The sequence below is a fragment of the Prevotella sp. PTAC genome (assembly GCF_013166535.1).
Classification (GTDB): Bacteria; Bacteroidota; Bacteroidia; order Bacteroidales; family Bacteroidaceae; genus Prevotella.
In genome coordinates, this window is sequence record NZ_JABKKK010000003.1 from 132,536 (window position 1) to 157,645 (window position 25,110).

General features: G+C 51.0%; 22 protein-coding genes. 16 read left to right on the forward strand and 6 right to left on the reverse strand.

Going from position 1 to position 25,110, the window contains the following annotated elements; all coding sequences use genetic code 11:
- Positions 1 to 72: 72 nt before the first annotated feature.
- From HPS53_RS03280 to HPS53_RS03320, 9 genes are all read left to right on the forward strand, one after another.
- Complete coding sequence (locus HPS53_RS03280; protein ID WP_172204343.1) at positions 73 to 3,210, forward strand: tubulin-like doman-containing protein; 3,138 nt, start codon at positions 73 to 75, stop codon at positions 3,208 to 3,210.
- A gap of 130 nt (positions 3,211 to 3,340) precedes the next feature.
- Positions 3,341 to 4,051, forward strand: coding sequence for a hypothetical protein (locus HPS53_RS03285; protein ID WP_172204345.1), 711 nt, complete (start codon positions 3,341 to 3,343; stop codon positions 4,049 to 4,051).
- A 65-nt stretch (positions 4,052 to 4,116) separates the two neighbouring features.
- Positions 4,117 to 5,226: a hypothetical protein gene (locus HPS53_RS03290; protein ID WP_172204347.1), complete on the forward strand. Its 1,110-nt coding sequence runs from the start codon at positions 4,117 to 4,119 to the stop codon at positions 5,224 to 5,226.
- Between the two features lie 6 nt (positions 5,227 to 5,232).
- A complete protein-coding gene (locus tag HPS53_RS03295; protein ID WP_172204349.1) occupies positions 5,233 to 5,967 on the forward strand; it encodes a hypothetical protein in 735 nt (244 codons plus the stop codon).
- A gap of 11 nt (positions 5,968 to 5,978) precedes the next feature.
- Entirely contained in the window at positions 5,979 to 6,989 is a 1,011-nt protein-coding gene (locus tag HPS53_RS03300; protein ID WP_172204351.1) for a hypothetical protein, read from the forward strand.
- Positions 6,990 to 7,276: 287 nt separating this feature from the next.
- Positions 7,277 to 9,052 (forward strand): SUMF1/EgtB/PvdO family nonheme iron enzyme, encoded by a 1,776-nt coding sequence (locus HPS53_RS03305; RefSeq protein ID WP_216651875.1) that lies wholly within the window; start codon positions 7,277 to 7,279, stop codon positions 9,050 to 9,052.
- An 86-nt stretch (positions 9,053 to 9,138) separates the two neighbouring features.
- Positions 9,139 to 9,975 carry a hypothetical protein gene (locus HPS53_RS03310; RefSeq protein WP_172204355.1) on the forward strand — a complete coding sequence of 279 codons (837 nt, stop codon included), beginning with the start codon at positions 9,139 to 9,141 and terminating at the stop codon, positions 9,973 to 9,975.
- Between the two features lie 41 nt (positions 9,976 to 10,016).
- Positions 10,017 to 10,610 (forward strand): hypothetical protein, encoded by a 594-nt coding sequence (locus tag HPS53_RS03315; RefSeq protein ID WP_172204357.1) that lies wholly within the window; start codon positions 10,017 to 10,019, stop codon positions 10,608 to 10,610.
- Positions 10,611 to 10,860: 250 nt separating this feature from the next.
- Entirely contained in the window at positions 10,861 to 11,382 is a 522-nt protein-coding gene (locus tag HPS53_RS03320; protein ID WP_104370268.1) for an RNA methyltransferase, read from the forward strand.
- 97 nt (positions 11,383 to 11,479) lie between these two features.
- On the opposite strand, the gene rd is transcribed toward HPS53_RS03320, so the two are convergent.
- The 3 genes from rd to HPS53_RS03335 form a co-directional block, all read right to left on the reverse strand.
- On the reverse strand, positions 11,480 to 11,641 hold the full coding sequence (rd, locus tag HPS53_RS03325; RefSeq protein WP_104370256.1) for a rubredoxin: 162 nt from the start codon (positions 11,639 to 11,641) through the stop codon (positions 11,480 to 11,482).
- A 239-nt stretch (positions 11,642 to 11,880) separates the two neighbouring features.
- Positions 11,881 to 12,930, reverse strand: coding sequence for a glycosyltransferase family 9 protein (locus HPS53_RS03330; RefSeq protein ID WP_104370255.1), 1,050 nt, complete (start codon positions 12,928 to 12,930; stop codon positions 11,881 to 11,883).
- Positions 12,931 to 12,969: 39 nt separating this feature from the next.
- Positions 12,970 to 13,575, reverse strand: coding sequence for a DUF4254 domain-containing protein (locus HPS53_RS03335; protein WP_172204359.1), 606 nt, complete (start codon positions 13,573 to 13,575; stop codon positions 12,970 to 12,972).
- Between the two features lie 289 nt (positions 13,576 to 13,864).
- Here HPS53_RS03335 and HPS53_RS03340 point away from each other — a divergent pair, with 289 nt between their 5' ends.
- The 6 genes from HPS53_RS03340 (at position 13,865) to HPS53_RS03365 (ending at position 20,318) form a co-directional block, all read left to right on the forward strand.
- Positions 13,865 to 14,866 carry a 4-phosphoerythronate dehydrogenase gene (locus tag HPS53_RS03340; protein WP_104370267.1) on the forward strand — a complete coding sequence of 334 codons (1,002 nt, stop codon included), beginning with the start codon at positions 13,865 to 13,867 and terminating at the stop codon, positions 14,864 to 14,866.
- A gap of 753 nt (positions 14,867 to 15,619) precedes the next feature.
- A complete protein-coding gene (locus tag HPS53_RS03345) occupies positions 15,620 to 15,856 on the forward strand; it encodes an acyl carrier protein (protein WP_104370118.1) in 237 nt (78 codons plus the stop codon).
- A 183-nt stretch (positions 15,857 to 16,039) separates the two neighbouring features.
- Positions 16,040 to 17,302 (forward strand): beta-ketoacyl-ACP synthase II, encoded by a 1,263-nt coding sequence (gene fabF / locus HPS53_RS03350; protein ID WP_172204361.1) that lies wholly within the window; start codon positions 16,040 to 16,042, stop codon positions 17,300 to 17,302.
- Positions 17,292 to 18,362: a ribonuclease III gene (gene rnc, locus HPS53_RS03355; RefSeq protein WP_371741753.1), complete on the forward strand. Its 1,071-nt coding sequence runs from the start codon at positions 17,292 to 17,294 to the stop codon at positions 18,360 to 18,362. The genes fabF and rnc overlap by 11 nt, the downstream gene beginning before the upstream one ends.
- Positions 18,363 to 18,490: 128 nt before the next feature.
- Positions 18,491 to 19,738, forward strand: a complete 1,248-nt coding sequence (locus tag HPS53_RS03360) for a peptidase U32 family protein (RefSeq protein ID WP_172204363.1) — start codon at positions 18,491 to 18,493, stop codon at positions 19,736 to 19,738.
- 157 nt (positions 19,739 to 19,895) lie between these two features.
- The gene (locus HPS53_RS03365; RefSeq protein ID WP_104370114.1) at positions 19,896 to 20,318 is read left to right on the forward strand and encodes a SufE family protein; all 423 of its coding nucleotides are present in this window, start codon (positions 19,896 to 19,898) and stop codon (positions 20,316 to 20,318) included.
- A 187-nt stretch (positions 20,319 to 20,505) separates the two neighbouring features.
- Here HPS53_RS03365 and HPS53_RS03370 read toward each other — a convergent pair whose 3' ends face one another.
- Entirely contained in the window at positions 20,506 to 21,792 is a 1,287-nt protein-coding gene (locus HPS53_RS03370) for a histidine-type phosphatase (protein WP_172204365.1), read from the reverse strand.
- Positions 21,793 to 21,919: 127 nt separating this feature from the next.
- On the opposite strand from HPS53_RS03370, the gene HPS53_RS03375 reads away from it, so the two are divergent.
- On the forward strand, positions 21,920 to 22,567 hold the full coding sequence (locus HPS53_RS03375; protein WP_104370113.1) for a hypothetical protein: 648 nt from the start codon (positions 21,920 to 21,922) through the stop codon (positions 22,565 to 22,567).
- Between the two features lie 140 nt (positions 22,568 to 22,707).
- Here HPS53_RS03375 and HPS53_RS03380 read toward each other — a convergent pair whose 3' ends face one another.
- Complete coding sequence (locus HPS53_RS03380) at positions 22,708 to 23,304, reverse strand: DUF4294 domain-containing protein (RefSeq protein WP_371410530.1); 597 nt, start codon at positions 23,302 to 23,304, stop codon at positions 22,708 to 22,710.
- Positions 23,305 to 23,600: 296 nt separating this feature from the next.
- Positions 23,601 to 24,572: an aldo/keto reductase gene (locus HPS53_RS03385; protein WP_172204367.1), complete on the reverse strand. Its 972-nt coding sequence runs from the start codon at positions 24,570 to 24,572 to the stop codon at positions 23,601 to 23,603.
- Positions 24,573 to 25,110 lie beyond the last annotated feature (538 nt).

Sequence of the window (25,110 nt, forward strand, 5' to 3'; positions counted from 1 at the left end):
AAAACCGTATATTGAAATAAAACTAAAAATAAATAAAACTAAAAATAAATATAACTAAAAATAAATATAACCATGACAGAGACAAAAAGTTTTTGCACAGCCAACCATATCCTGGTGGGACTTGGAGGTACGGGAGGTAAGATTCTCCGTGCGTTTAAGATGCGTATGTTCGAAGAGTTCCCTACACACGATGAGCGTAAGAAGCTGCCCGTACAGTTGCTATATGTTGACTCTACGGATGAGATGATGCCCAAGGACGGCCGTCCGCGCCCCGATTTCAGGGTGATGGGACAAGACGCCTCGTTCACAAACAGGGAATTTCTGAACATCAAGGCGGTTGACGTAAGCTATATACTCGACCATATAGGAAACTACCCTTCGGTGAAAGGAATAGTGGAAGACGCAGAGCAGGTGAAGTCGGCTATCGGGTCTCTCGGTCAGGCCGCAGGACAGATGCGCCGTGCCGGCCGTCTGCTTTTCGCCGCAAACGCCGTCGCTTACGTGAATGCCCTTAAAGACGCATACGGCCGTTGCGAACAGATTTCGGGTGATGCTTCAAGAAAGTATGTATATATATTCGCCGGATTGTGTGGCGGTACCGGCTCCGGTTCTATCATAGATGCCATAGTACAGGCACGCAAGACATTCCCCGATGCCATTATTTCCGTTTACACCATGATACCGGAAATGCACCTTCCGAAAAGTAACATGGATCAGGGACGTTATTATCAGAACGGATATGCGGCCGTAAATGAACTTAATGCCTTGCAGGCCGGTCGTTTCTGTCCGCAAGACGTGACGGGAACCGGTAAAGCTTGTCTTTATAGTGATAGGATAAAGGGTGTGGCAAACGGTGTTACATTATATAGTAATGTTAACGAAAACGGAATGACTGTCAACTCGCTTGAAGAGCTTCCGAAGATTATCAGCGATTATATATTTGCCCGTATATTCTTTGTTAATGAAGAGGACGAGAAACATTTCGGTGATATTCTGCGTGCTTATAACTATGAGAATATGGATAAGTTCGCTCTTGAATACGATGAGGCAGCTGATCCTGACGAGAAAGGTCATATACCTGTCGCCCGCACAAAGAAAGTCAATTCGATAGGTATCAAGCGCGTGATGTATCCCGAACTGCGCGTGCTCAAACATATAACATATACCGTGGGCGAGAGCGTGCTATATCAATTCAAGTACAACAACTGGCGTGAAAACCAAGGGTTTGTCAACGAAGAGCGTAATAAGGATTACCGCAAGGCATATCTTAACGCAGACAAGCAATCGGAATGGATGATAGATACGGATCACATGACACTCGAACTGAAAGTGCTTGAAAGCGATACCGACTATCCGAAGTTTAACGATTACTGGCACGACAAGGCGATAACATACGCCGAAGACGCAAAGAAAGCCGATTGCCCGCTGAACGAACTTGACAACATAATGGGCGAGTTCTACGCAAACCACTTCCGTGAAGAGGGTGTAGAGGCATTCTACACAGGCAAGGAGCGTGCCATTCCCGAGATGGCGAGAGAGATACGCCATAGGATAGAGAACGGAATCTTTGAGAGTTGGAAAATCGGCGACGTGTCGATAGTGGAGCTTCAAAAAGTATCCAAGCTGCTGCTTGAACGCATGGGAGAAATCCGGACCGAGCTTGAAGCCAAGACAAAAGAGGAGAAAGACAACTATACCGCTTTCGATCAGGATCGTACTGATAATGTATCAGAGTGGAGCCGACTGGGAATTTTGCAGCGTATGGTGGGAGTTGGAGCACGCCGCTATGCCGATCATCAAGGTATACTCACAGACTATTATACGTCTAAAACAAAACTCGTGGCTCTTGAATTTGCCAAGAAACTGGCAGCCAAAGTATTCGTGGAGATAGGTAAGATGGACGCTGAGATACTGGCATTCGGACAGAAGATAAACGAGGCTATCGAGGAGACTGAGCGGCTTGTCGGCGCGCAACGCAAGGTAAACAAAGGTCTTGAAGACATGAAGGGAGCCATTATCGAGGTCAGCGAGGACGAGGCGATGAGCGAGTTTGAGGTAGACATAAAGGTAGATAAGGTGGAAATGCCCAACATAGCCCGCCAGATAAGAGAGACTATACTGCCTCAAGGCCAATTTGTTAATTTCGGACGCCTTACGAACGAGATAAGCGTGGACGACATAAAAGACGCTTTCGACATAAAATTGTCGGCCATAGTGAAAGCCAAACACGACGAGAAAGCGGATAGCGACAAGAAAGTTTTGGGTCTGAATATACTCACACAGCTGCAACAGAAACTTGTTACCGATGATGATATAAAGGAATTTGCTACCAAGATAGTAAAGCAAAGTGGGGTATATCTCAAATTGAATAATGATCAAATGCAATTGCATCTTCGTAATAATGAAGGTGAGTTAAGTCCTATTAATCCGGCAAGTGTAAATAAAAAGACGATACTTGTGTCTATACCGTCTGATGAAGAAAGTCCCGGCTTGGAGCGTTTTGCCAATAAGCTTGTTGATGCTTTTAACGATCAGTTTGGCAATGGAGCATCGCAAGGAAGTATAATAATCAATCGTCAAAGTCCGCGTAAGGATGAATTATCCATAATAGCAATACAGTATTGTTACCCGATGCGTGCCATTGATTGGATGGCACCATACAAAGACCGCTATAATCAGTTCCTCAATTCTGGTAATCCCATAACCGATATCAAGAACGCTATATTGCTACACAGCGAGGGTGACGGTACGGAACTTCCATCATTGTTTGCCCTCAGCGAGGAAGAGATATCCGTAAAACGCTATGAGAGAGAAGTATGGCGCAAGCAAAACGAGCGGCAATCCATGCAGCAACCGGCAGGTCAGCCGATGCCAGGCGCCCAACAGCCTGCTGTCGGAACAGGTGCGGTACCTCCGGTAATGCCCGAATCTCATGTCGCTCCTCCGCCATTGACACCCGCCCAGCCGGATATTAAACTGTTCTTGGCTATTGGCGGACAGCAATATGGGCCTTACAACATGGACATGTGCAAGCAGATGGTGCAGGGCAGACAGCTTACGGCACAGACAATGGTATGGATGGAAGGCATGGCCGCATGGACACCGGCAGGTCAGGTGCCGGCATTGCAGCCGCTATTTGCTCCTCCCGCAACTCCTGAAATGCCGCCGATGCCTCCTACGGGAGGTCCGGTTCCGCCGCCGATGATGTAGTAATAATCAAGATAAGGTATATCGGGTTGACTTGTGTAATCTCGGATAAAGACGGTTTGGCAAGTCAATCCTATAATCGGCCAATCAATAATGAACACGATAATAAACAAATAAAACAATAAAAAAAAACATGGCAACATCAAATCGTTCGAAGAGTGTGCGTTTCAGATATGGTAAATGTCTGAATGAGTCATGCTCGAAAGGAAAAGCAAAGGAAGTACAGCAGATTTCGGCACACAAGGATTTTGTATGCGCTGAGTGTGGAAAATCTCTTCTTGACTGTCCTCCACCGAAGTCGTGGTGGGACAAAAACGGAAAGAAAACCATAATCGCCGCAGTGGCGGTGGCTGTTGTGGGAGCCGGTGTGGGTATATCTATAGGTGGTGGCGATGAGGCCGCTGAAAACGAACAGGCCGTCATATTGGCAACACCGGCCGACAGCGCGAAAAACGATACCGCACAAGTTATTGCTGATGCTAAGCCGGCAGAGGCTGACAGCAAGGCTGTTGAGGAGACACATAAGCCCGAACAGAAAGAGACAGCCGCCGGAAAGGAGACAGTGGGCAAACCCGCCGCAAGACAGTCGGCTCCCAAGCATGCTCCCGGTGAGCGCTATCAAGGCACGCTCAACCTCGGTTACGGAACATATTCGGGCGAGATTGTAGACGGAAGACCCGACGGAACAGGTGTTCTCAGATACAATACATCTCAGAGAGTGGTGAGCACGAAAGACGTGATGGCAGAGAGCGGTGAGCGCATCGAGGGTGTGTTTGACAATGGCAAGCCGTCTTTTGTCACCCTGTATAAGAACGACGGCAACACGGTCAAGGTACACAGATGATAACAATGAGTATGCGTACATGTTATTTTATAATGTGTGCGCTGCTTTTTTAATGGCACAAAACCATGCTTAGACAATTCTTCATTGCGGTTTCGGTGGCACTTGCCATAGGTATTGGCGAGGCCCGGGCTGCCACTTTTTCGTCGGAAAGACTTGAACGGTTGGCGGCATACGCCGGTCTGCAACGTCTCGACACGTTGCGTCCCGGAGTGCATGACGGCTATCGTTACAAGCAACACAGGGTGACGGTGCGCGTCAACAAGTGGAACGAGATCGAGCATATCGGCCTCTTGCTTTTTCCACGACAGTTGAGAGAGATAAATCCGCTGCCCGTACATGACTTTCTCGAACGTTATCTGTTGGCCGCAAACGCAGTGCCGGCAAATTCCGAATACGGGATGAAGATGAGTTGGGAAAAGGTATATTTTGCCGTGGGAAACGCGCGTACGGCGCTCTCGATAGACACCACGGCGATGTTTACCGAGAACCATGTGGACCTGCATGTATATAAAGTATCGTGGTCGGTGGCTGACAGGAAAGTGCTCGAAATGTCGTTTCAGATGGACTATCAGTTGCTCACGGGGCTTAATGCTATAGAGCTTGAACAGCGGTTGTTCCGCAATCTGCGGCGTTACGAGCCGCAATCGCGTGGCACCGACATGCCTGTATTGCCCGTGAAAGGCACTGACTACACGGTGAAAGGAAACTATTTCATAAGTCCGGCGGTGCGGAACGACCTCTATTACAAGAGAAAAAGCGACAGGGACGGATGGTCGCTCGTGAGCGGCAGCCGGATGGCGACAAGGGCATTGTCTAACATGATGCTCCGGCCTGAAAGCGGCAACGGTCTTGAAATGAGGCTGAAACTGGATAAATACGGACTGCGTACGGACAGCGCGACGGTGAGATACAGCGCGTTATGGCAGTTCTGTAAGGATGAGGGATGCACTCCGTACTTCGGAATGAAAGGCAAGGCCGGCGACATGTACCGCTGCACGGTATTCATGGTAAACAGACTTGGCGGATATCTGCATCTGCTTAGCGTAGACATACCTGAACAAGCGTTGGATGATCCTGCCAAATATACGGCCGGTGCACGGATATACTGCTACATACCGTTGCACAACGTGTCGGACAAAGTGTTGAATGTAGCGGAGTTTGAACCTATAAAATAATAACGAATGATGAACATTTCCGGTTTAAAACGAATTACATGCGTCGTATTTGCGGCGATGACGGTTTTCTCTTTTGCCTCTGCCCAGAAATCTGTGGAGGAACAGAAGAAAGAAATCAACAAGATAAAGAAAAGCAGTTCGTATATATATGGCGAGGCAACGCTCGCCGACAAGCAGGCCGCCATAGACCTTGCGAAGGATATATTGTATCAGAATGTAAACGAATGGGTGTCGAAGCAGAAGAAATTTGCCGGTTCGAGCAACGTGGTTACCGTTAACACCAACTATGCTGTGGAGGATATGATGCTGCCCAGAGGCAATATGTTCAGGGCGTTCATGTACGTGAAGAAAAACGACATCATACCTGCCAACAACGTGACTGTGACCGATACGCCTGACATGCAGGTCAAGACGGCCGCCAAGCCGGGGGTGTCTACCGTCACGCCGATAGGCAATCCGAAGGTTGACGCGGTGGTGTCGGAAATCATCAAGGTTGAGAACACAGGCCAGCTGTCTGCCGTCTTAAAGCAACTCAAACAGCAGGGAAAGATCACCGAGTACAACAAGTTAAGCGCGTTGACCTCTCCCGAGAACTATCTAATGGTGATATTCACCGGCGAGGGAAACATACAGGCTGTGTTGAGCGAGGGTGTAGGACGCACGAACATGAAGACGGGCAAGGCCGACGCTATAAGCAACTATAAGGGATGCGGCGCCATAGGAGTAAAAATAAAAAAATAACGGATATGACAATGAGAAAGTTTTATTTAGGTTTTATTGCCTTGTTGGCAAGCGTTTGCGCCAATGCGGTCACTGTAACTATAACCACCGACGAGGGATTTGATGATCCGGCGATTATAGAGAAGATGCAACAGAACCTCGGCGAGGTGCTCACTGAGATAAACAATGCGTATAACGGTAATCGGGATGTGAACACGGCGGGTCTCAAAATGGACGACCACGCCAAGAACATGCTCGTCACGTTATGGTCGACGGTGCACTTCTACTGTGACGACGAGGAAGTAGTGGACCGCTGCTGGCCGTTGAAGAAAGGTTATCTGCTGCGTCAGATACCGCTTATCATCGACCCGCAGGATGAGGCGTTCACCAGCGGTACGTATCAGGAAGCGGTGATAGAGTTCGGTAAAGACGGGATGATCACCGACTTCCGTTTCGCTCTCGACGCTCAGCTTTCGGAGAGTATGGAGCGGTGTGGCTCGGTGGTTGAGACCGAACGGCGCATGATTATCCTCGATTACATAGAGCAGTTCCGTACAGCCTACTGCACGAAGAACCTCAATTTTATGGAGAAGATATTCAGCGACGACGCGCTTATCATTACCGGTAAGGTGGTGATGTCGAAGCCGGACGATCTCGGACAGTCTAATGCCAAGGTGGAATACAACCGTCAGAACAAGCAGCAGTATCTGTCGAACCTGCGCCGTGCGTTCCTGCGCAACAAGTATATAGAAGTGAAGTTCAGCGAAATAGGCGACGGTGGAAGTGGAGGCGGATGTCCGGGCATCACCCAATCGCGCAACAATCCCGACTTTTATGGCGTGCGGTTGCGTCAGGAATGGCGGTCGAGCAGTTACAGCGACGACGGATATGTGTTCCTATTGTGGGACTTCCGCGACGAGCAGAACCCTGTGATCCATGTGCGTACATGGCAGCCGACGATGATTGCCGCAGGCGGTACATCCCAGAAACTGCCGGAAGAGGAGATATTCAATATCAGTTCGGTGGAAGACATGATACCGTAAGATATTTGGAGGGTGTTTAAGGGTAAAAAGGTAAAAAAGGTAAAAAGGTAAAAAGGTAAAGGGGGTTTAGGAAGTAAGAGGGTAAAAAAGCCGTTTAACGGCATCGGTATGATAAGTTTTCTTACCTTGATGGTATTTTACTTATTTCCCGACTCCTTGCTCCTCAATTCATAATGGATGTTTACTTACTTCTCAACTACTTACTCCACAGCTCCCAATAGACGTTTACTTACTCCTCAACTCCTTACTCCCCAACTCCTAATAAAAACAAAATAGTAATGAAAACAATGACAAGAATATTATGGCTGCTTATCCTGTATGCGGCGATACCTTTGCATGTATTGGCGCAGGACAGCGACAATATGCTTAATGTGGTGAAAGACCGGCAGGAGAAAGCGGCTCTCGACGGTAAGGCGGGAGTCATCTTCTTGGCAAAGAAGCCTGATTACGTGATACGGACGACAAATAAAGACGAGCCTGTATGCACCGAAAGCCGGCAAGTCGGCGGCCATTACGAGTTCAAGTTGCTGCTCGACGTGTCGAAAGGCAAGAGCCGGGTGTTCGTAGTCAATAAAAAAGGAAGTCCCATCGCCGGTAAGTCAGACCAGCTCAATGTCAATCCGGATGAATACCGGTACTTCCGTATTGACGAGCCGGCCACTATCCTTTTGCCGTCTACCCAACGTATCGACAAGAACGCATATTTTGCCAAAGGCGAGAAGCCCACCGAGGCACTGATAGATATCAAGAGTCCGGTGAGACTCGATGTGCAGATAAGCGATAAGGTAAAGGTATCCGGTGGCGAGGGTACTCTTACCGGAGAAGGCACCTATCAGTATTCATTTGTTGTCAATACAGTGCGGATAGGGCAGTTGAAGACAGCGGCCGCCGATGCGGCCGATACCTACCGCAAGATGGATGATTCGGCCAACGGGCAGTGGACCGACGACCAATGGAAGCGGTTGGAGCAGTTGAAAGACGCGAGCGATAACGCGACACGCGAATATGCCGAGGCAGTCACGGTGGTGCTGCAAGGTAACGGCACAAACCGCATTCCCCTTCAAGCGGCACTTATAGAAGGCCTCACGCCGAAAGACAAACTCGTATGCAACCTTGTGCTGGCCAACAAGACAGACACCATCGTCAAAAAAGACACCGATCCGAAAGGAACCGTTGTCGTGGCGAGCAATGTAAGCCGTGCCGATTTCTATGTAGACGGAGTGAAACATATTTCAGGCGGTGTGCCACCCTTTGTATATAAGGGTACCGAGGGGCGCCATAAGCTGACACTTCGGGCAGACGGCTACAACGATGAGACGGCCGAGGTGGATATCCGTCTTGGACGTACAGTCGACTACCGCATGAACATGGTGGCTGCCGGAAGCCTCTCTCTCGACGGTGTATCGTATGAGATGGTGCTCGTGGAAGGCGGTACTTTCACCATGGGTTCGCAGCGGGAGCTTGACAAGTACAGCACTTTCAGCATGGACAAGCCGGCACACAGTGTCACGGTAGGCACGTTTGCCATCGGCAAGACCGAGGTGACACAAGCCTTGTGGCAGAAGGTGATGGGCAGCAATCCGTCCGCTCATCAGGGCGGCGACCTCCCCGTGGAGAATGTGTCATGGGATGATTGCCAACAGTTCATAGCCCGGCTCAACAGCATGACCGGCCAACAGTTTCGTCTGCCTACCGAGGCCGAATGGGAATATGCCGCCCGTGGGCGCACGGCATCGGGCGACAGCTATTCCGGTGGCTCACGGTTGGATGATGTCGCCGTAACCGGCAGTGGTACGGCTGCATGCGGCGGCAAGCGCCCCAATGTGTTTGGACTGTGCGATATGACGGGCAACGTGGCCGAATGGTGCCAGGACTTCATCAAGCGCTACACGGCACTGTCGGCCAACAATCCCCGCAACGATGCCGACGGCTATGAGCGTGTGGTGCGCGGAGGCGCTTACGATACCGTCGGATGGCTCGGACATACATCGCACCGCTCGCACATGAAGCAGCACGAAGCCCGTCCCACCGTTGGATTAAGGTTGGCTCAGGACAAGAAGTGACCTCCGGGCCATACATACAGCCGATGGATATTTATTATGATATTAGTATTATTTATAACGTTTACAAACTTAAAAAACAGATTATTATGAAAAGAGTTATTGTTTTTGCGGCCATGGTTTGCGCAGTGCTTACCGTTTCCGCACAGGACAAGAAAGTGGTGGTTGTCGATAAATTTGCCGATAACACCACCGAGACGAGCGATGTGGTAGATGCTCTCCGCACCGATATTATCGCCGGCTTGAACGCCACCACACGCCTTACGGTCGTCGATGTTAACGTGATGACCGACCTGCCGGCCACAACCAACGAGCGGTTGAAGGCATTTGGTGAGAAAGGCATCAACTATGTAATCGGCGGTACGCTGAACACTATGACTTACGATAAAGATGTAAAGGACGGAAAGACGACATACACATCGCATGTGAGCTACACGCTGACTGTCACCGACATTGAGACGGGTGAGTCTGTTGCGTCAAAGAACTATACCGACCTTAGCTCACTGAACAAGACTGAGGAAGAAGCGGCCATTGCGGTGGTGAAGAAAGCGCATGGCGCCATGAAGAAGTTTGTGGACGAGAACTTCAAGGTAGAGGCCGAAATTGTCGATTTGGAGCAGGAGAATGAAAAGAAAGGAGCCGTTACGGTGTATGTGACGACAGGCTCGGCACAAGGCATTCAGAAGGGACAGATATTCGAAGTGTTTAGCGAAGTGACCGTCGCTAACCGCAACGTGCGCAAGAAAATCGGCGAGCTGAAAGCCAAAGAGGTGGTGGCCGAAGATATGACACTGTGCGAGGTGAAGAACGGTGGAAAGGATATTCAGGCAAAACATAAGGCCGGAGTGAAGATGACAGTGGTAAGCCGTGCGAAGAAATCACTGTTCGATACGATAGACAAGGGACTTGACAATTTGCTGCAATAAGCGGCCTGACTGTTAAATAATCATCTGTCATCTCAAAATATATGCTACACTGTTTTAAATATATGCGGCTGTTTGCCGTCATTGCTTTGCCGGTCGTCAGGTTGACGGTGGCCGCCCAGGACTCACGGGCACGGATAAGCATCATCGATGCCGACGCGCAGACGGCCGTGTTCACCTCTGACGGATTCGCTGCCGACCGTGAGGAAGCGCTGGAAAACGCTTGTATCAACGTGATGCAAGCCATTCTGTACAGCGGGGTGGAGGGTTTCAACGGCGGCCGTCCCATAGTGGCCAATGCCGAGCATAAGCGTACCAACCTCTGGCTTGGCAACATGTTCACAGGCAAGAACCCGGGCTACAAGCAATTCTGTGCGGGTATTGAGTTGATAGACGACTTCGACCGTGCGGCTTCCGGACAGACACACTGCCGGGTGAACGTGATTATTTCGCATGCCTATCTGCTTCGCCGTGCCGACACGCAGGGTGTTACGGGAAACGTCAAGCCGCAGCCGGCACCGTCAAATACCGCAGTTCCGGCGACTGACAGCACGTCGCCCGCCGTGCCCACCGAGCGGAATACCGATGTTCCGGCTACGAAGCCTGCCGTGAAAAAGCCAAAGAAAAGCTTCCTTTGATTAAGAAGCCGGCGGCAAAGGATATGAAAAAGACATCGCCCGACCACTATATTTTTTGTGTGGTCGGGCGTTTTTGCGTATCTTTGCAGCAAGATAGGCTGTGTCCCAGCGGTAAAGACACTGTTTTCACCGCATTCGGTTTTCACTGTCTTTGCAAGCTATAAATAATCCTGCCTGCGAGTTTCTTTGCTTGGTTCCGGTACGCGTTAAATTCCGTATGGGCAGGTTCACATTATTTTATATAGGGATTATGAGAAAATTAAGAACGATAGAGATGAGCCGCCTGACGGTCGAGGACTTCAAACAGGCCGAGAAATTGCCGCTTGTCGTTGTGCTCGACGACGTGCGGTCGATGTATAACGTAGGCAGTGTGTTCCGCACGGCCGACGCTTTCCGCGTAGAGGCCGTATACTTGTGCGGCATCACCGCCACCCCGCCAAGCACCGAGATACACAAGACGGCGCTCGGAGCCGAGGACAGTGTGGAGTGGAAACATTTTGCCACGGCCGTTGAGGCTGTCGACGCTTTGCATGCCGCAGGCTACGAGGTGTATGGCGTAGAGCAGGTAGAAGGCAGCACCATGCTGCACGATTTCGTTCCCGTTGCCGGCCGTCGCTATGCCGTAGTGCTCGGGAACGAAGTCAAAGGAGTGCATCAGGAGGTGATAGACATGTGCGACGGATGTCTTGAAATACCGCAGTTCGGCACGAAGCACTCCATGAATGTGTCCGTTACCGCCGGGATAATAATGTATAAATTCTTGGGTAAGTAGGTAGTGAGGAGTAACTTGTTCCTCAACTCCTCACAACCAACTCCTCAATAAAAAAAACAAACGCTCCCCATTCACTGAATGAAGAGCGTTTGTTTTTTTATTCTGTTTCGGAAAACTCGTCTTTTCCCACTCCGCATAGCGGGCATACCCAATCTTCGGGTATATCTTCGAATGCTGTTCCTGGTGCAATGTTGTTTTCTGGGTCTCCCACTGCCGGATCGTAAACGTATCCGCAGACGTCACAAACATACTTTTTCATAATCTTTTTGTTTTTAAATGGTTGATAATACTGTTAGTTATATGCTGTTTATGTCCAGCCTTTTTATTGTCGCCACTGCTTTGCGGGCTTTTCATCGCGCTTCTTTCACTGTTGTTCCGGTTGCCTGTTGCCGGAGTGTCGGCTCTTCGGCCTTTCAAGCCGTTGTCAATGGCGTTTATATTGTGGCATTGCGGCGTTTCTCAAAGCCGCCCTGTCTTTCACATCTTCTTTTTGTCTTTTCATCCTACCACGGCCTTTATCCTGTCGAAAATCCGTCTCGGTGCTATGTTGTTCATGCAGGCAAAGTCGCCACGCATGCACGGTTTGTTACCGTATACGCTGCACGGCCGGCATGGCATGTCTTCCTGTACGGCGTTTGCCGTGTCCTGTTTCCATCCCATGAATCCCGCATACGGATGTGTCGCTCCCCATACGCTTACTACCGGCGTGCCGGTGATTGATGCAAGGTGCATGTTGGCGCTGTCCATAGACACCATTGCGTCGAGGTGGCTCATGAGTATCAGTTCCTGCTGCATGGTTTCCATGTGCTCTCCCACGTTAATGCAGTCGCTTGTCTCTCCGCACCATTTCGGGAACAGGGCGTCTTCCCTTTTGCCCCGCCCGAAGAGGAAAATGCGTGCTTGCGGGTATTCCGCTTTTGTCATCTTTATCACTTCGAGCATCTTTTCCGGCGGATATATCTTTCCGTTGTGCGCGGCGAACGGAGCAAATCCTATCCACTGTCCGAATGTTTTTTTCGGTCCTATGATGGCCGGCAGCAGGTTGAGGTTGCCTCCCTCCGGCGGGAATATCGACTTGAACGACATGTCCTTTATCGGGTATCCCAGCCTGCCGAACACGTCGGCATAGTTCTCGAACGATGTGGGCAGCTGCTCCATGGCCTTGTTTTCTTCCGCCGTGAGCATCTTTCTGGCCTTGCGGTGCTTGTCTATGTGGGCCACGTTGTAGCGGCTCATGTTGAACCTCATGCGCAGATAGTCCGATCGCAGCACGTTGTGCAGGTCGGCCACGGCCGTGAAGTTCTTTGCCGTCAGCCTGCGGTAGAGCTTGTTCAGTCCTCTCACTCCGCTGTACTCACCCCTGAGGTCGGCTTCCATGAAGTTGATGTTCGGCGCGAGGTCTTCGAAGAAAGTGCGTGCATACGCCCTGCTCAGCACCGTTATCCGCACGTCGGGATATGTTTTGGCGAGCGAGTACACCACCGGTACGGCCATCACCACGTCGCCGAGAGCCGAGAACCTGATGACCAGAATATGCTCTTTCTTCATCTTGTTGTTTATCTTGGAGTGCGGAGCCTTTTCAAACCATTATTTATTCTTATACAACACCGGGTTTGTGGCCGGGTCGTTATACATCTTCATCTGCCGGTATACCTTCATGTATTTCTTTCCGGCGGCGATGTCCTCGATCAACTGGTCTATTGCCAGCGAGAGGTCTTTCCGCTGTTCGAGCAGCACGTCGAGCTTTGCCGTGCATGTGGCCCTGTGTTCCTGTGATGCCTCAGTGCGCTCGGTCTGTTCCTTCATGTGGTATATTTTGAGTGCGAGGATGGACAGCCTGTCCACCGCCCACGCCGGGCTCTCGGTGTTCAGTCTTGCGTCCGCCATGGGTGTCACGTTGCCGTACTCGCTGCGGAAGTGGCTGTCTATCTGCTCCACGAGATCCGTGCGGTCCTGGTTGCTGCGGTCTATGCGCCTTTTCAGTGCGAGGGCGTCGAGCGGGTCTATGTGAGGATCCCTGATTATGTCTTCCAGATGCCATTGCACTGTGTCTATCCAGCACTTCATGTACAGGTTGTGCTCTATGGTGTTGTTGTCGTACGGGTTGTTTATCTGGGTGTCCACGTCATCCGTCAGGTGATAGTCTCTTATCGCCTGGTTGAAGATGGTGTTGCATTGTTCTGTAAATGACATAGTTTATCTGTATGTTTCTTTTATTGTTATTGTATTGTTTCCGCTTGCGGCTGACACCGTGAAAACCGTCCGTTTTCATGAAGGCCGCGCAGTGCCGTGCAGCGGTTATCCTGATGCAAATATACTCAAACTTTTCCAATTACGTAATTAAAAGATAAGTTTTTACTTTTATTGCAATCTTTTTATGTGAAATTTAGTTACTTTTGTTTCCGGCAACGATACATGGCACGGACGAGGGCCTGCGGCCCCGCGGCCCCGCTCTTCCTCTGCCTGTAAAAAGCATGATAAGATGAAGATAGTGATAGACGACAAGATTCCGTATATACGTGAGGCGGTGGCCGCCGTCACGCCTGATGCCGTGTACATGCCCGGCGCGGCCATTACCGCCGCTGACGTGCGCGATGCCGACGCCATCATAGTGCGTACCCGCACACGCTGCGACGAGACCCTGCTCGGCGGCAGCCGGGTGCGCTTCGTGGCCACGGCCACCATAGGCCATGACCATATAGACACACGTTTTCTCGACCGTTCGGGCATAGCGTGGACCAACTGCCCCGGATGCAACGCCGCCTCCGTGGCTCAGTATGTGCGCTCGTCGCTGCTTCTGATTGCCCGTGATTTCGGGCTGTGCCTCTGCCGTGCCACCATCGGTGTGGTAGGCTGCGGACATGTAGGCTCGCTCGTGGCCGCCGCCGCCGGTGAGCTTGGGATGAACGTGCTTGTGTGCGACCCGCCGCTTGGCCGGACAGGCTTCGTGCGGCTCGACACGATAGAGCGTGAGGCCGATGTAATCACGTTTCATGTGCCTCTCACATCCTCCGGCCGCCATGCCACGTTCCACCTTGCCGACGAAGCGTTCTTCGGCCGTCTGGCACGCAGGCCGTTTATCATCAACACCAGTCGGGGTGCCGTGGTAGACGGCGACGCGCTCGGCGCGGCAATAGACCGCGGCATGGTGCGCCAGGCGGTGATAGACACTTGGGAGGGCGAGCCGGAAATAGACCGCGCCCTGCTCGACAAGGTATATATAGGCACGCCCCATATCGCCGGCTATTCGGCCGACGGGAAAGTGAACGCCGACAATATGGCACTGGCAGCCCTGTGCCGTTTTTTCGGACTTGTGCCGCCGCCGCCGGTTGTCGCTCCGCCGCTACCGCCCGGCTTCGTGTATACCGGCGACCCGCTCGAACTGTACAATCCGCTGACAGACAGCGCCGCACTTAAATCGTCGCCCGAGGCTTTCGAGCGTCTGCGGGGCGACTATCCGTTGCGGCGTGAGACATTCCGGTAGTCTCCGTCAGCCGGCGTGTGTAATAATAAAGTCACGTATTTAACACTTTGTTTTCTTTTGAAATAGAAAGCGGAGACGATACATTCCGCTATATTTAATGCGATATGCAGCCATTCGCCGGATGGTGAAAAGCTGTTTTTTCCGCAACGGGATGCCCGTTGGAGCGCGTTCGGTAGCTAATCGCGTCGCGTCCAGCGTCCCGTTGCATTACGTTTAGCGTCTGAATGCGAGGCAACGGGACGCTGAATGGAAAAATTCGTGAGGGTAGGTGGGGTAGGTTTGATAGGGGATGTAGATGTGAAAGATGTATTAAGCTGACGTGCAGGCACTTGCGGAAAACAGCTCATAGTTCGCTTATTTCCGGCCTTTGGCTTTTAATTTTTAAACGGGCGAAATATGGATAGCGTTTTGTAAACATTATTGACACCTTCCGGTCGGAGATACATGTAGTGTGGTTGCCGTTGGGGCATCTTGCCGGTTATCATCTTGACACATATTTATATATAATGCGTTCCCATTTGGCGGCATATACGTGCCATGATGTTGCAATGTGCAATCAAAATAGTGGTATATGCAGTCTTATATGACTGAAATACAGGGCGAAAGCGTTAAATAGTTGCACAAACACCCCCGTTGTGTGCAATGAACGGTGCTTTTTTTTCGAAATAATTTGCGTAACTAAATAAAAATTAGTTACTTTGCAGCCGTATTTTTCAAAAAGAAGAAATTATTAACATTTTAAACATTACAATTATGTCAGAAATTGAATCAAAAGTAAAGGCAATCATCGTTGATAAACTTGGTGTTGACGAGGCAGAAGTAAAGCCCGAAGCAAGCTTCACAAACGATTTGGGTGCCGACTCTCTGGATACAGTTGAACTCATCATGGAGTTTGAGAAAGAGTTTGGTATTTCTATTCCGGACGACAAAGCTGAGAAAATTGGTACAGTAGGTGACGCCATCACTTACATCGAGGAGAACGCGAAATAATATTTTTCAGACGGAAAGTTGGAAGACGCGAGTTGAAAGACTATCACTGGAAGACAAAAGACGAAGGCTGAAAGCCGAATGCTGTTGCGTTCAAAAACTTTCATCCCTCGTCTTTTGCCGTTTTGGCGGTGGTCTTGTATGTGTCTTTAAAATGATGCTTTCCGCCACAAACAAATAACCATCATGGAATTAAAAAGAGTAGTCGTGACGGGTCTGGGAGCCGTTACCCCGGTGGGCAACAACCCCGAGGAGACATGGAACAACCTTGTAAACGGAGTCAGCGGAGCCGCGCCCATCACATTGTTTGACGCTTCGAAGTTCAAGACACAGTTCGGTTGCGAAGTCAAGAACCTCAATTTTGCCGAATACATCGACCGCAAGGAAATGCGCAAGATGGATCGCTACACACAGTTGGCTTTCGTGTCGGCCATTCAGGCGGTGAAAGACAGCGAGATGAACCTCGACACGATCGACAAGACACGCGTTGGCGTGATATTCGGCGTGGGTATCGGAGGTATCAAGACGTTTGAGGACGAGGTGAAATACTATGGCGTGAACGAGGAGAACGGTCCTAAGTTCAATCCGTTCTTCATTCCCAAGATGATCGCCGACATCGCCGCAGGCCAGATATCGATACACTTCGGATTTCACGGACCCAACTACGCCACCACATCGGCGTGCGCGTCTTCGAGCAACGCGTTGGCCGACGCCTTCAACCAGATACGTCTGGGCAAGGCCGATGTAGTGGTGAGCGGTGGCGCCGAGGCGGCTATCTGTGCAGTGGGTGTGGGCGGATTTAACGCCATGCATGCGCTGTCTACACGCAACGACGACCCCGCACACGCCTCACGCCCGTTCAGCAAGAGCCGCGACGGCTTCATCATGGGTGAGGGCGCGGGCTGTCTGATTCTCGAAGAGCTTGAGCACGCCAAGGCGCGCGGAGCCAAGATATATGCCGAGATGGTGGGCGAGGGCGCGAGCGCGGACGCATATCATATCACGGCGTCGCATCCCGAGGGTCTCGGAGCGTGCCTCGTGATGGAGAACGCGCTGAAAGACGCCGGCCTGAAACCGGAGGACATCGACTACATCAACGTGCACGGCACGTCGACACCCGTGGGCGACATATCGGAGGCCAAGGCCATAAAGAAAGTATTCGGTGACGCGGCATACAAGTTGAACATCAGTTCTACGAAGTCGATGACCGGCCACCTGCTCGGCGCGGCAGGCGCTGTGGAGGCCATGGCAACGGTGCTCGCCGTGAAGAACGACATCGTCCCGCCGACAATCAACCACGACGAGGACGACCGCGACGAAGAAATCGACTACGACTTGAATTTCACTTTCAACAAGGCCCAGAAGAGAACGGTGCGCGCCGCTATAAGCAACACCTTCGGATTCGGAGGCCACAATGCTTGTGTTGTTTTCAAGAAGTATGCTGAATAACAATATCATAGACAGGATCAAGCTCCCTTTCCGCAAGGAGAAGGAGCTTTTTTCTTCCCTTTATGACATCATGGGGTTCTACCCCCACCACATAGAATACTACAAGCTGGCTCTCATGCACAAGAGCGTAGCCAGGCGCAACGACAAGGGAAAGCCGCTGAACAACGAGCGGCTCGAGTTTCTCGGCGACGCTGTGCTCGACGCCGTGGTGGGCGATATTGTGTACCGCCACTTCGAGGGTAAGCGTGAAGGTTTCCTGACAAACACCCGGAGCAAGCTCGTGCAGCGTGACATGCTCAACAAACTGGCAGGCGAGATGGGCATACCGCGCCTCATAAAGTCGTCGGGACACAACTGCGCACACAACAACTACATGGGCGGCAACGCCTTCGAGGCGCTTGTGGGGGCGATATATCTCGACCGTGGATACGATGCCTGCATGCGTTTCATGCAGAAGCGGATACTCGCGCAGCTCGTCAATATAGACAAGGTGGCCTACAAGGTGGTCAACTTCAAGAGCAAGCTGATAGAGTGGACGCAGAAGAACAAGGTCTCGATGGAGTTCATGCTCGCGGGCGAGGAGATGGAGAAAGACAACGTCAGTCCCGTATTTATTTCCAAAGTGTCCATCGAGGGGCTTGAGGCAGGAACGGGACGGGGATACTCCAAGAAGGAAAGCCAGCAGGCGGCGGCCAAGGAGGCATTGCAGCGTCTGCGGAAAGAGCCGCAGTTTATCGACGCCGTGTTTGCCGCAAAGGCTGAAAGGGTCAAGGCTGGCACCGTGAAGGAAAAGCCGGCACGGGCCGTGGCCGATGATGATAAGCCCATCGGGAGAACGCCGGTAGTGACTCTCGACACAACCGACACCATACAGGCCGAGCCTGATGAGAAGCCGGTCAAGGATCAGGCTGTAAGGAAAGAAAGGCGGAACGGGAGCGCGGGGAATACCGGCGTGGAGACGGTGAAAGACGAGTTCGACCTCTCGGACATCACCGCCAACCCGAAAGAACCGTCGAGAGAAGACATCATAGCGGCAGCGGAAGCTGCTGCCTATGAATAGGTAAAAGGTTATTTGAAGATGCTCCGAAGCGGATAACGAATATATATGAAATCTGTTTCGGAGCATCTTATTATACGACGGCTTGCTTTTCACACGAAAGAGGACAGTTTTTTCATGATATAACGATAATGGAACATACGATAAACGATTTTGAGATAATGGCTCCGGTGGGTTCGCGCGAGAGTCTCGCGGCCGCCATACAGGCAGGCGCCGGCTCGGTGTATTTCGGTATCGGACGGCTGAACATGAGGGCGCACTCGGCAAACGAGTTCACGGCGGACGACTTGCGGGATATTGCCGGCACATGCCGTGAGAAGGGAATAAAGACCTATCTGACCGTGAATACCATCATATACGACGAGGATATGGACATGATGCGCCGTACGGTGGATTCCGCCAAGGAGGCGGGAATATCGGCGGTGATAGCCAGCGACGTGGCCGTGATGACATATTGCCGTGAGGTTGGGGTGGAAGTCCATCTCAGTACGCAGCTCAATATCAGCAATGTCGAGGCGCTTCGGTTCTATGCCCGCTTCGCCGATGTGGTGGTGCTGGCTCGCGAACTGCGCATGGAGCAGGTGGAAGAGATATACCATGCTATTGAGAGGGAGCACATTTGCGGGCCTTCCGGCAAGCCGGTACGCATAGAGATGTTCTGCCATGGGGCGCTGTGCATGGCTATAAGCGGTAAGTGCTATATGAGTCTTCACGAGGCAAACCGCAGCGCCAACCGGGGGGAATGCGTTCAGATATGCCGCCGTTCGTATACAGTGACGGACAACGAGACAAGCGCGCAGCTTGCTGTAGACAACAAATATATCATGAGTCCGAAGGACCTTAAAACCGTGCGGTTCATAGACCGGATGATGAAAGCCGGCGTGCGGGTGTTCAAGATAGAGGGGCGTGCGCGCGGACCGGAGTATGTCTCCACCGTGGTGGGATGCTACAAGGAGGCCATCGCGTCGGTGCTCGACGGCACGTTTACCGAGGAAAAGAAAGACGGGTGGGATGCTCGGCTCGCCACTGTGTTCAACCGCGGCTTCTGGGACGGTTACTACCAGGGGCAGACGCTTGGCGAGTGGAACAGCCATTACGGCTCATGTGCCACGGAGCGCAAGGTCTATGTGGGCCGCGGCGTGAAGTATTTCAGCAAGCTCGGGGTAGCCGAGTTCACGGTAGATGCCGCCGAGTTCGCCGTGGGCGACAAGCTGTTGGTCACCGGCCCGACCACAGGCGCGATGTATATCGATACCGCTGAAATTCACGGCGACCACGGACCTGTGGACGTAGCCCGCAAGGGAACACGCGTATCGGTGGCCGTTACCGGTAAGGTGAGGCCGAGCGATAAGTTGTTCAGGATAGATAAAGTGGAATGATGGAACGCCCATTATGGTATGATGTGAGTTCTTTTCTTTTATATTTGAAAAGCAAGGTCGGTATTATCGAATGTTTTTCATCTTTCTATAATAAGGATATGGTATCTTGATAAAAACGGACAACATCTTTCAATGAAACGGACAAAATAATACAATAATGACTATAAATGAAATTCAAGACGAGATAATCGAGGAATTCTCAGACTTCACCGATTGGATGGATAAGTACCAGTTGCTTATAGATCTTGGCAACGAGCAGGCTTCGTTGGATGACAAATACAAGACGGAAAGCAACCTGATAGACGGTTGCCAGAGCCGTGTGTGGCTTCAAGCCGACTATCACGACGGCGTGATAGACTTCACGGCGGAGAGCGACGCGCTGATAGTGAAAGGCATTGTGGCACTCCTTATACGTGTGCTCGGCGGCCACACACCCGCCGAGATACTCGATGCCGAGTTGTATTTCATAGACCGTATCGGTCTGAAAGACCACCTGAGTCCTACCCGTAGCAACGGATTGCTGGCCATGGTGAAGCAGATGCGTATGTATGCGCTGGCTTATAAGGTGAAAGGAGAGTAGGTTTTCTGAAAGCGGATATTGCGGAGCGGCCAGTGGGACATATTGCCGGTGAATGGCGGGCAACGTATGTTTCCTGCGGTATATCCCACTGACCGCTCCGCAATCAAAACTCCGATGAAAAACCTTCAATACTCCGATGAGGAGCGTTTGAGACTTTGTTGAAAAGCGTTTTCCGCCATGCGGGCGGTCATTCCTTGAACGAGTTGATTTTGTCGAGATAGTATTTGCGGAAGTCTTTCCAGCGATAATATGGGGCTATGTTGGTCTTCAAGGGCAGCGTTGCCTCGTTTTCGTTTAATAACACCTTGAAGATCACGTCGTCGTCGTCCGGTCCTTCACGATAGAAGATAAACTGGATGTTGGCCGCCATGGGGAATATCCGGTAGTTGATCCAGCCTTTTTTTTCGAGCTTCTCCATGTCGCTGACCTCCATGTCGTATCCGTTTATGCCGAGAAGGCATGTCAATGGCAGCACCATCGTCTCGTGGCCGAAGCGCAAGGTGGCTCCAGGTTTAGGCAACGCTATGCAGCTGTCGGCCTCTTCGATAATGCGGCGCAGCAGGTTCCGCTGTGTGAAAGGCTGTGTTCCGCCGTTGAGCGGGCATGCTCCGTATGTCATATACCATCTCACGTTGTTCTTTTTCCAGTTCAGGTATAGTTCCTCGTCGGTGAAGATGTCGTATAGTGTGATGTCTCGTCTCGACTCGCAGTTCTGTATGTTGGATGCAAGTTTGAAAAGCCTGTCGCTCAGTTTTTCTGCATCCACGTTTCTGTTGGCGTACGCCGTGTCGGCGAACAGCACCGTCATAAGTCTTTTATGAGTGGGATAGGCATTGCAGAACTCCCTGTATACCCGCTCGGCGCTTTTCGGCCGGGCTTTCGCCTTTAGCTTCTTGTCGTTGAAGTTCATGTAGTACATGTCGTGCTCACTGGCGTCGTGGGTGGTGTTTATCATAGGGTTGAGTGCCGTGAGTTGCAGCAGCTCGTTCTCCATAGACAGTATGCACCTTATCACCACGGTGCTTTTTGCGTCTATGTTGGCGTTTCCGGCAAACACTTCAGGAAACCGTTCATACATCCTTCGGGCTATGTTCCTGTGCTGTCGCGCGCCGAGCGGGGTCAGTTCGCCGAGTCGTCCTCGTGCCTCATCGCGCAGGGCGGCAATCCGTCGCATCACGTCGCGGCCGGTGTCGGTCAGGGCTCCCGCGCTGTCTGCTTTGGCCAGCGTACTGTATGGCGCGTCATATTCGTCTTTGCCGATGAGAAATCTCGAACCGTGTCGGCCGTAATGACTTATATAGAAAGGCTTTTTGCCGTCAGGGGGAGCTGTCATCGCTCCAGGCCTGGGATTTGGATAGGCAAGGTGGTTGCTTGCCGAGAGATGCAGGTTTTCGCTTATTTCCTTGCGTACCGATTGCGCTCCGACACTTGCCGGCGTGAATATCAGTATCGCCGCGATGATGGTTTTTCTCATAGGTTTGTTTGTTTTATGGTCATGATTTGTTTGTATTGCGGTCATAAAAAGATGTACCGGCACTGCAAATATAGAAAATAATAGCTATATTTGCAAAACTAACCGATTATTATTGTAATAAAGGATTATGTCAAAACCGTATGTATGGCACGATGATTATTGGCTGTTGCTGATGCAGTTGTATCTTCGGCGCCCTGTCGGCATAAAGCCGATGTACAGTCGTCCGATGGTGGAACTGTGTCTCGAACTGCATATTCCGCCCGCCGCCCTGTTTGCACGGATGTGTTCAATCGCCAATATAGACACTCCGCGGATGGAGCGCCTGTGGAGTAATTACGGTTCAAATCCGCGCAGGCTGTCGCGGGTCGTTGGTCTGTTACGTGCCATGAGCGGTTTCAACAGTTCGGGAAGTTTCTATGACGGCGTGGAGACCAACGAGACGTTTGAGCGCGATTTCCGCCCTGTGGCCGACGGTGAGACCGTAACCCCGGTGATGCTTATACTCATTCTCGACCTTTATTTCCGTCTCACGCCGATCACGATGGTAGCCGATACGCCCGAGGTTGTCGAACTTGCGAGGACCATAGGGCTGCATGCGGCGGATGTCGCCGACATAATGGATGTGTTCCAGCATTGCGATCCGTATCTCAACCGCACTGATATTGTGTTCAGCCCGTTGCTCCTGCCGTGCCAGCGTATATGGCAACGCTTCGGCAACAGCAGTTGCGAGGCGCTCGCTTCGTATGCCTCGCAGTTGAGGGAGTATTTTTCTTAGGAGTAAGTAGTTGTGTAGTAAGTAGATGTGCTTTGAAGAATAATGGGAACAGCTGTAGAGTCGTGATTACTTTCATGTCTTTTATGTACAGACTTAACCAACAAGTAGCATATCTCCTTACTCCCCAACTCCTCAATAAATCATATCTGCCCCGCTTCCACCATCAGCACCACGCGCTCTGTGAGGCGGTCGGTCTCTTCCGGTTTGTATTCCTTGTTGAGGCTGGCTCCGAATATCGACGAGAACGCCTGCCACATACCTGCCCTTATCGGGCCGAGGAATGCTTTGAGAATGTCGTATGACGATGAGTTGCACTCTCTGTAAACCAGTTTTATGAGCAGTTTGCCCTGCGCATAAGTCAGTTTTTTCATTCTCGGCTTATACTGTTTGTATATTCCGTCTTCCACTTTCTTCATATGCTCGTCCCGTGCTTTCTTGTTGGGCAGTGTTTCGAGATATTCGAATGTCTCGATGATGATTTTGTTTACCTCTTTCGCTATGGGCAGCACCGTCTTCACGTTCCTCACCAGCCTCGAGTAGTTTCTTGCCTGTTTCTCGTTCTTGAATTCCAGTTCGGGGTATACATAAACGTTGTTCATTTCCATGTACTGTATGCTGTCGCTGCCGTCGAGCACCTTTCCAACCTTCACCATCGGCACGAATGTCGGGCTGTCCATGTCGGGCTGCCTGTCTTCCGCATTGGCATTCTTGTCTTTCTCCTGTGCCATTGTCTCCATGGCGCATACCGCAAGCATTGCGGTCAGTATTACGATGATTCTATGTATGGGCATAAGTTTTTTTCTGTTGATGTGTTTCTTTATTGTAAGTCAGAGGGTGATTGTCTGGAAGTTAAAGGAGGCTTGTTTGGAAGTTAAAGAAGTTAAAGGAAGTTATGGCAGGCAGTGCCTGCCATAACTTCCTTAACTTCCAAATACCCACTTAACTTCCAAACAAGCCTCCTTTAACTTCCAAATATCCCTCCTTCACTTCCAAACAACCTTTCTTTGACTTCCAATAAAACTCTTTTTTAACTTTAAAAAAAATCCTCTTCCACTTTCTCCGCTTTCAGGCATTTCAGGTTTGCAGACAATTGCTCCGTACTGCTTGCTCCCACCAGCACCGAGGTCACCGCCCTATGTTGCAGCACCCAGGCCAGAGCCATCTCCGCCAGCGTCTCCCCTCGCCCGACCGCTTTTGCGTTCAGTGCTTTGAGCCGTTCGAGAAGATCGGGTGTCAGCATTTCCGTTTTCAGGAATTTGCCTTTCGACATGCGGCTGCCTGTCGGTATGCCGTTCAGGTACCTGTCGGTGAGCAGCCCTTGTGCCAGCGGTGAGAACGAGATGAATCCCACTCCCTCGCGCTCACACTCGTCTGTTATACCCTCTTCCACCGGTGTCCGGTCTATCATGTTCAGCCGTCCCTGATATATCAGCAGCGGCACATCATGCTCCCTGAGATACTTTATGGCAACTCTTAGTGCGTGCAGCGGCCAGCGCGATATGCCGATATAAAGGGCTTTTCCCGAGCGCACTATGTCCACGAGAGCTTGCAATGTCTCTTCGAGAGGTGTCTCGGGGTCATAGCGGTGGCTGTAAAACAGGTCGACATAGTCTATCCTCATCCTCCTGAGACTCTGGTCGAGGCTCGCCGTAAGGTATTTTCTTGAACCCCAGTTGCCATATGGCCCGGGCCACATGTCGTATCCCGCCTTCGTGCTTATGAACAGTTCGTCGCGGTATGGCCTGAAATCATCGTCCATCAACCGCCCCACCGTCTCCTCGGCACTGCCGTATGGCGGCCCGTAGTTGTTTGCCAGGTCGAAGTGTGTGATGCCGTTGTCAAACGCATAGCGTACTATATTTCTGCTTCGGCCGTAGTCGTCCACTCCGCCGAAGTTGTGCCAGAACCCGAGGCTCACTTTCGGCAGCAGCACCCCGCTACGTCCGCAGCGGCTGTACTCCATCAGTCCTGAGTATCGCTCTTCGTCAGCCTTATATTGTTCCATACTCCGTTTTTTTGTAGTTTTTTTATGTTTGATAGCCCGTTGATATAGTCTATGTTTACGGACGGTCGTATTTTGCAAAAATAGCGAAATATCCCGTATAACGTTGCAGACTGAAAGTTAAATTTCGTTTTCTCCGAGGTTAAATCTCATTTCATTGTTGCTTGCGGCCGGTTTATGTTCATTTCGCTTTATTTTCCATATTTGTCCAAATCCCGTCCTCTGTCAATTAAAAAATCTCTGTTCCGTTTGTATGAGGCTCGTTTTTTCATTGATTTGTTTTGTCTTCCTCCTGTTGTTCAAATGCCGGTTCCGGCCGGTTTTTATTCCGTTTGCTTTACTGTGGCGGATAAGCGGTATTCTTTCAATCATTGTTTCGTAAATAAAAAGTCATGGATTTAACATTTTGTTTTCTGTTGGAATAGAAAATGAAGACGATACGTAACGCTATATGCAATGCGATATGCCGCTTTCCGACGGATGGTAAAAAGCGGTTTTTTCCGCAACGGGATGCCCGTTGGAGTGCGTTTGGTTGCCGGTT

Excerpts from the sequence above, each read along its gene's own strand:
- HPS53_RS03345 (WP_104370118.1), top strand. The coding sequence starts at position 15,620 with ATGTCAGAAATTGAATCAAAAGTAAAGGCAATCATCGTTGATAAACTT.
- HPS53_RS03300 (WP_172204351.1), top strand. The coding sequence starts at position 5,979 with ATGAGAAAGTTTTATTTAGGTTTTATTGCCTTGTTGGCAAGCGTTTGC.
- HPS53_RS03330 (WP_104370255.1), bottom strand. The coding sequence starts at position 12,930 with ATGAAGAAAGAGCATATTCTGGTCATCAGGTTCTCGGCTCTCGGCGAC.
- HPS53_RS03335 (WP_172204359.1), bottom strand. The coding sequence starts at position 13,575 with ATGTCATTTACAGAACAATGCAACACCATCTTCAACCAGGCGATAAGA.
- rd (WP_104370256.1), bottom strand. The coding sequence starts at position 11,641 with ATGAAAAAGTATGTTTGTGACGTCTGCGGATACGTTTACGATCCGGCA.
- HPS53_RS03310 (WP_172204355.1), top strand. The coding sequence starts at position 9,139 with ATGAAAAGAGTTATTGTTTTTGCGGCCATGGTTTGCGCAGTGCTTACC.
- HPS53_RS03365 (WP_104370114.1), top strand. The coding sequence starts at position 19,896 with ATGACTATAAATGAAATTCAAGACGAGATAATCGAGGAATTCTCAGAC.
- rnc (WP_371741753.1), top strand. The coding sequence starts at position 17,292 with ATGCTGAATAACAATATCATAGACAGGATCAAGCTCCCTTTCCGCAAG.
- fabF (WP_172204361.1), top strand. The coding sequence starts at position 16,040 with ATGGAATTAAAAAGAGTAGTCGTGACGGGTCTGGGAGCCGTTACCCCG.
- HPS53_RS03360 (WP_172204363.1), top strand. The coding sequence starts at position 18,491 with ATGGAACATACGATAAACGATTTTGAGATAATGGCTCCGGTGGGTTCG.
- HPS53_RS03290 (WP_172204347.1), top strand. The coding sequence starts at position 4,117 with ATGCTTAGACAATTCTTCATTGCGGTTTCGGTGGCACTTGCCATAGGT.
- HPS53_RS03380 (WP_371410530.1), bottom strand. The coding sequence starts at position 23,304 with ATGGAGACAATGGCACAGGAGAAAGACAAGAATGCCAATGCGGAAGAC.
- HPS53_RS03305 (WP_216651875.1), top strand. The coding sequence starts at position 7,277 with ATGACAAGAATATTATGGCTGCTTATCCTGTATGCGGCGATACCTTTG.
- HPS53_RS03315 (WP_172204357.1), top strand. The coding sequence starts at position 10,017 with ATGCTACACTGTTTTAAATATATGCGGCTGTTTGCCGTCATTGCTTTG.
- HPS53_RS03320 (WP_104370268.1), top strand. The coding sequence starts at position 10,861 with ATGAGAAAATTAAGAACGATAGAGATGAGCCGCCTGACGGTCGAGGAC.
- HPS53_RS03285 (WP_172204345.1), top strand. The coding sequence starts at position 3,341 with ATGGCAACATCAAATCGTTCGAAGAGTGTGCGTTTCAGATATGGTAAA.
- HPS53_RS03340 (WP_104370267.1), top strand. The coding sequence starts at position 13,865 with ATGAAGATAGTGATAGACGACAAGATTCCGTATATACGTGAGGCGGTG.
- HPS53_RS03280 (WP_172204343.1), top strand. The coding sequence starts at position 73 with ATGACAGAGACAAAAAGTTTTTGCACAGCCAACCATATCCTGGTGGGA.
- HPS53_RS03375 (WP_104370113.1), top strand. The coding sequence starts at position 21,920 with ATGTCAAAACCGTATGTATGGCACGATGATTATTGGCTGTTGCTGATG.
- HPS53_RS03385 (WP_172204367.1), bottom strand. The coding sequence starts at position 24,572 with ATGGAACAATATAAGGCTGACGAAGAGCGATACTCAGGACTGATGGAG.
- HPS53_RS03370 (WP_172204365.1), bottom strand. The coding sequence starts at position 21,792 with ATGAGAAAAACCATCATCGCGGCGATACTGATATTCACGCCGGCAAGT.
- HPS53_RS03295 (WP_172204349.1), top strand. The coding sequence starts at position 5,233 with ATGATGAACATTTCCGGTTTAAAACGAATTACATGCGTCGTATTTGCG.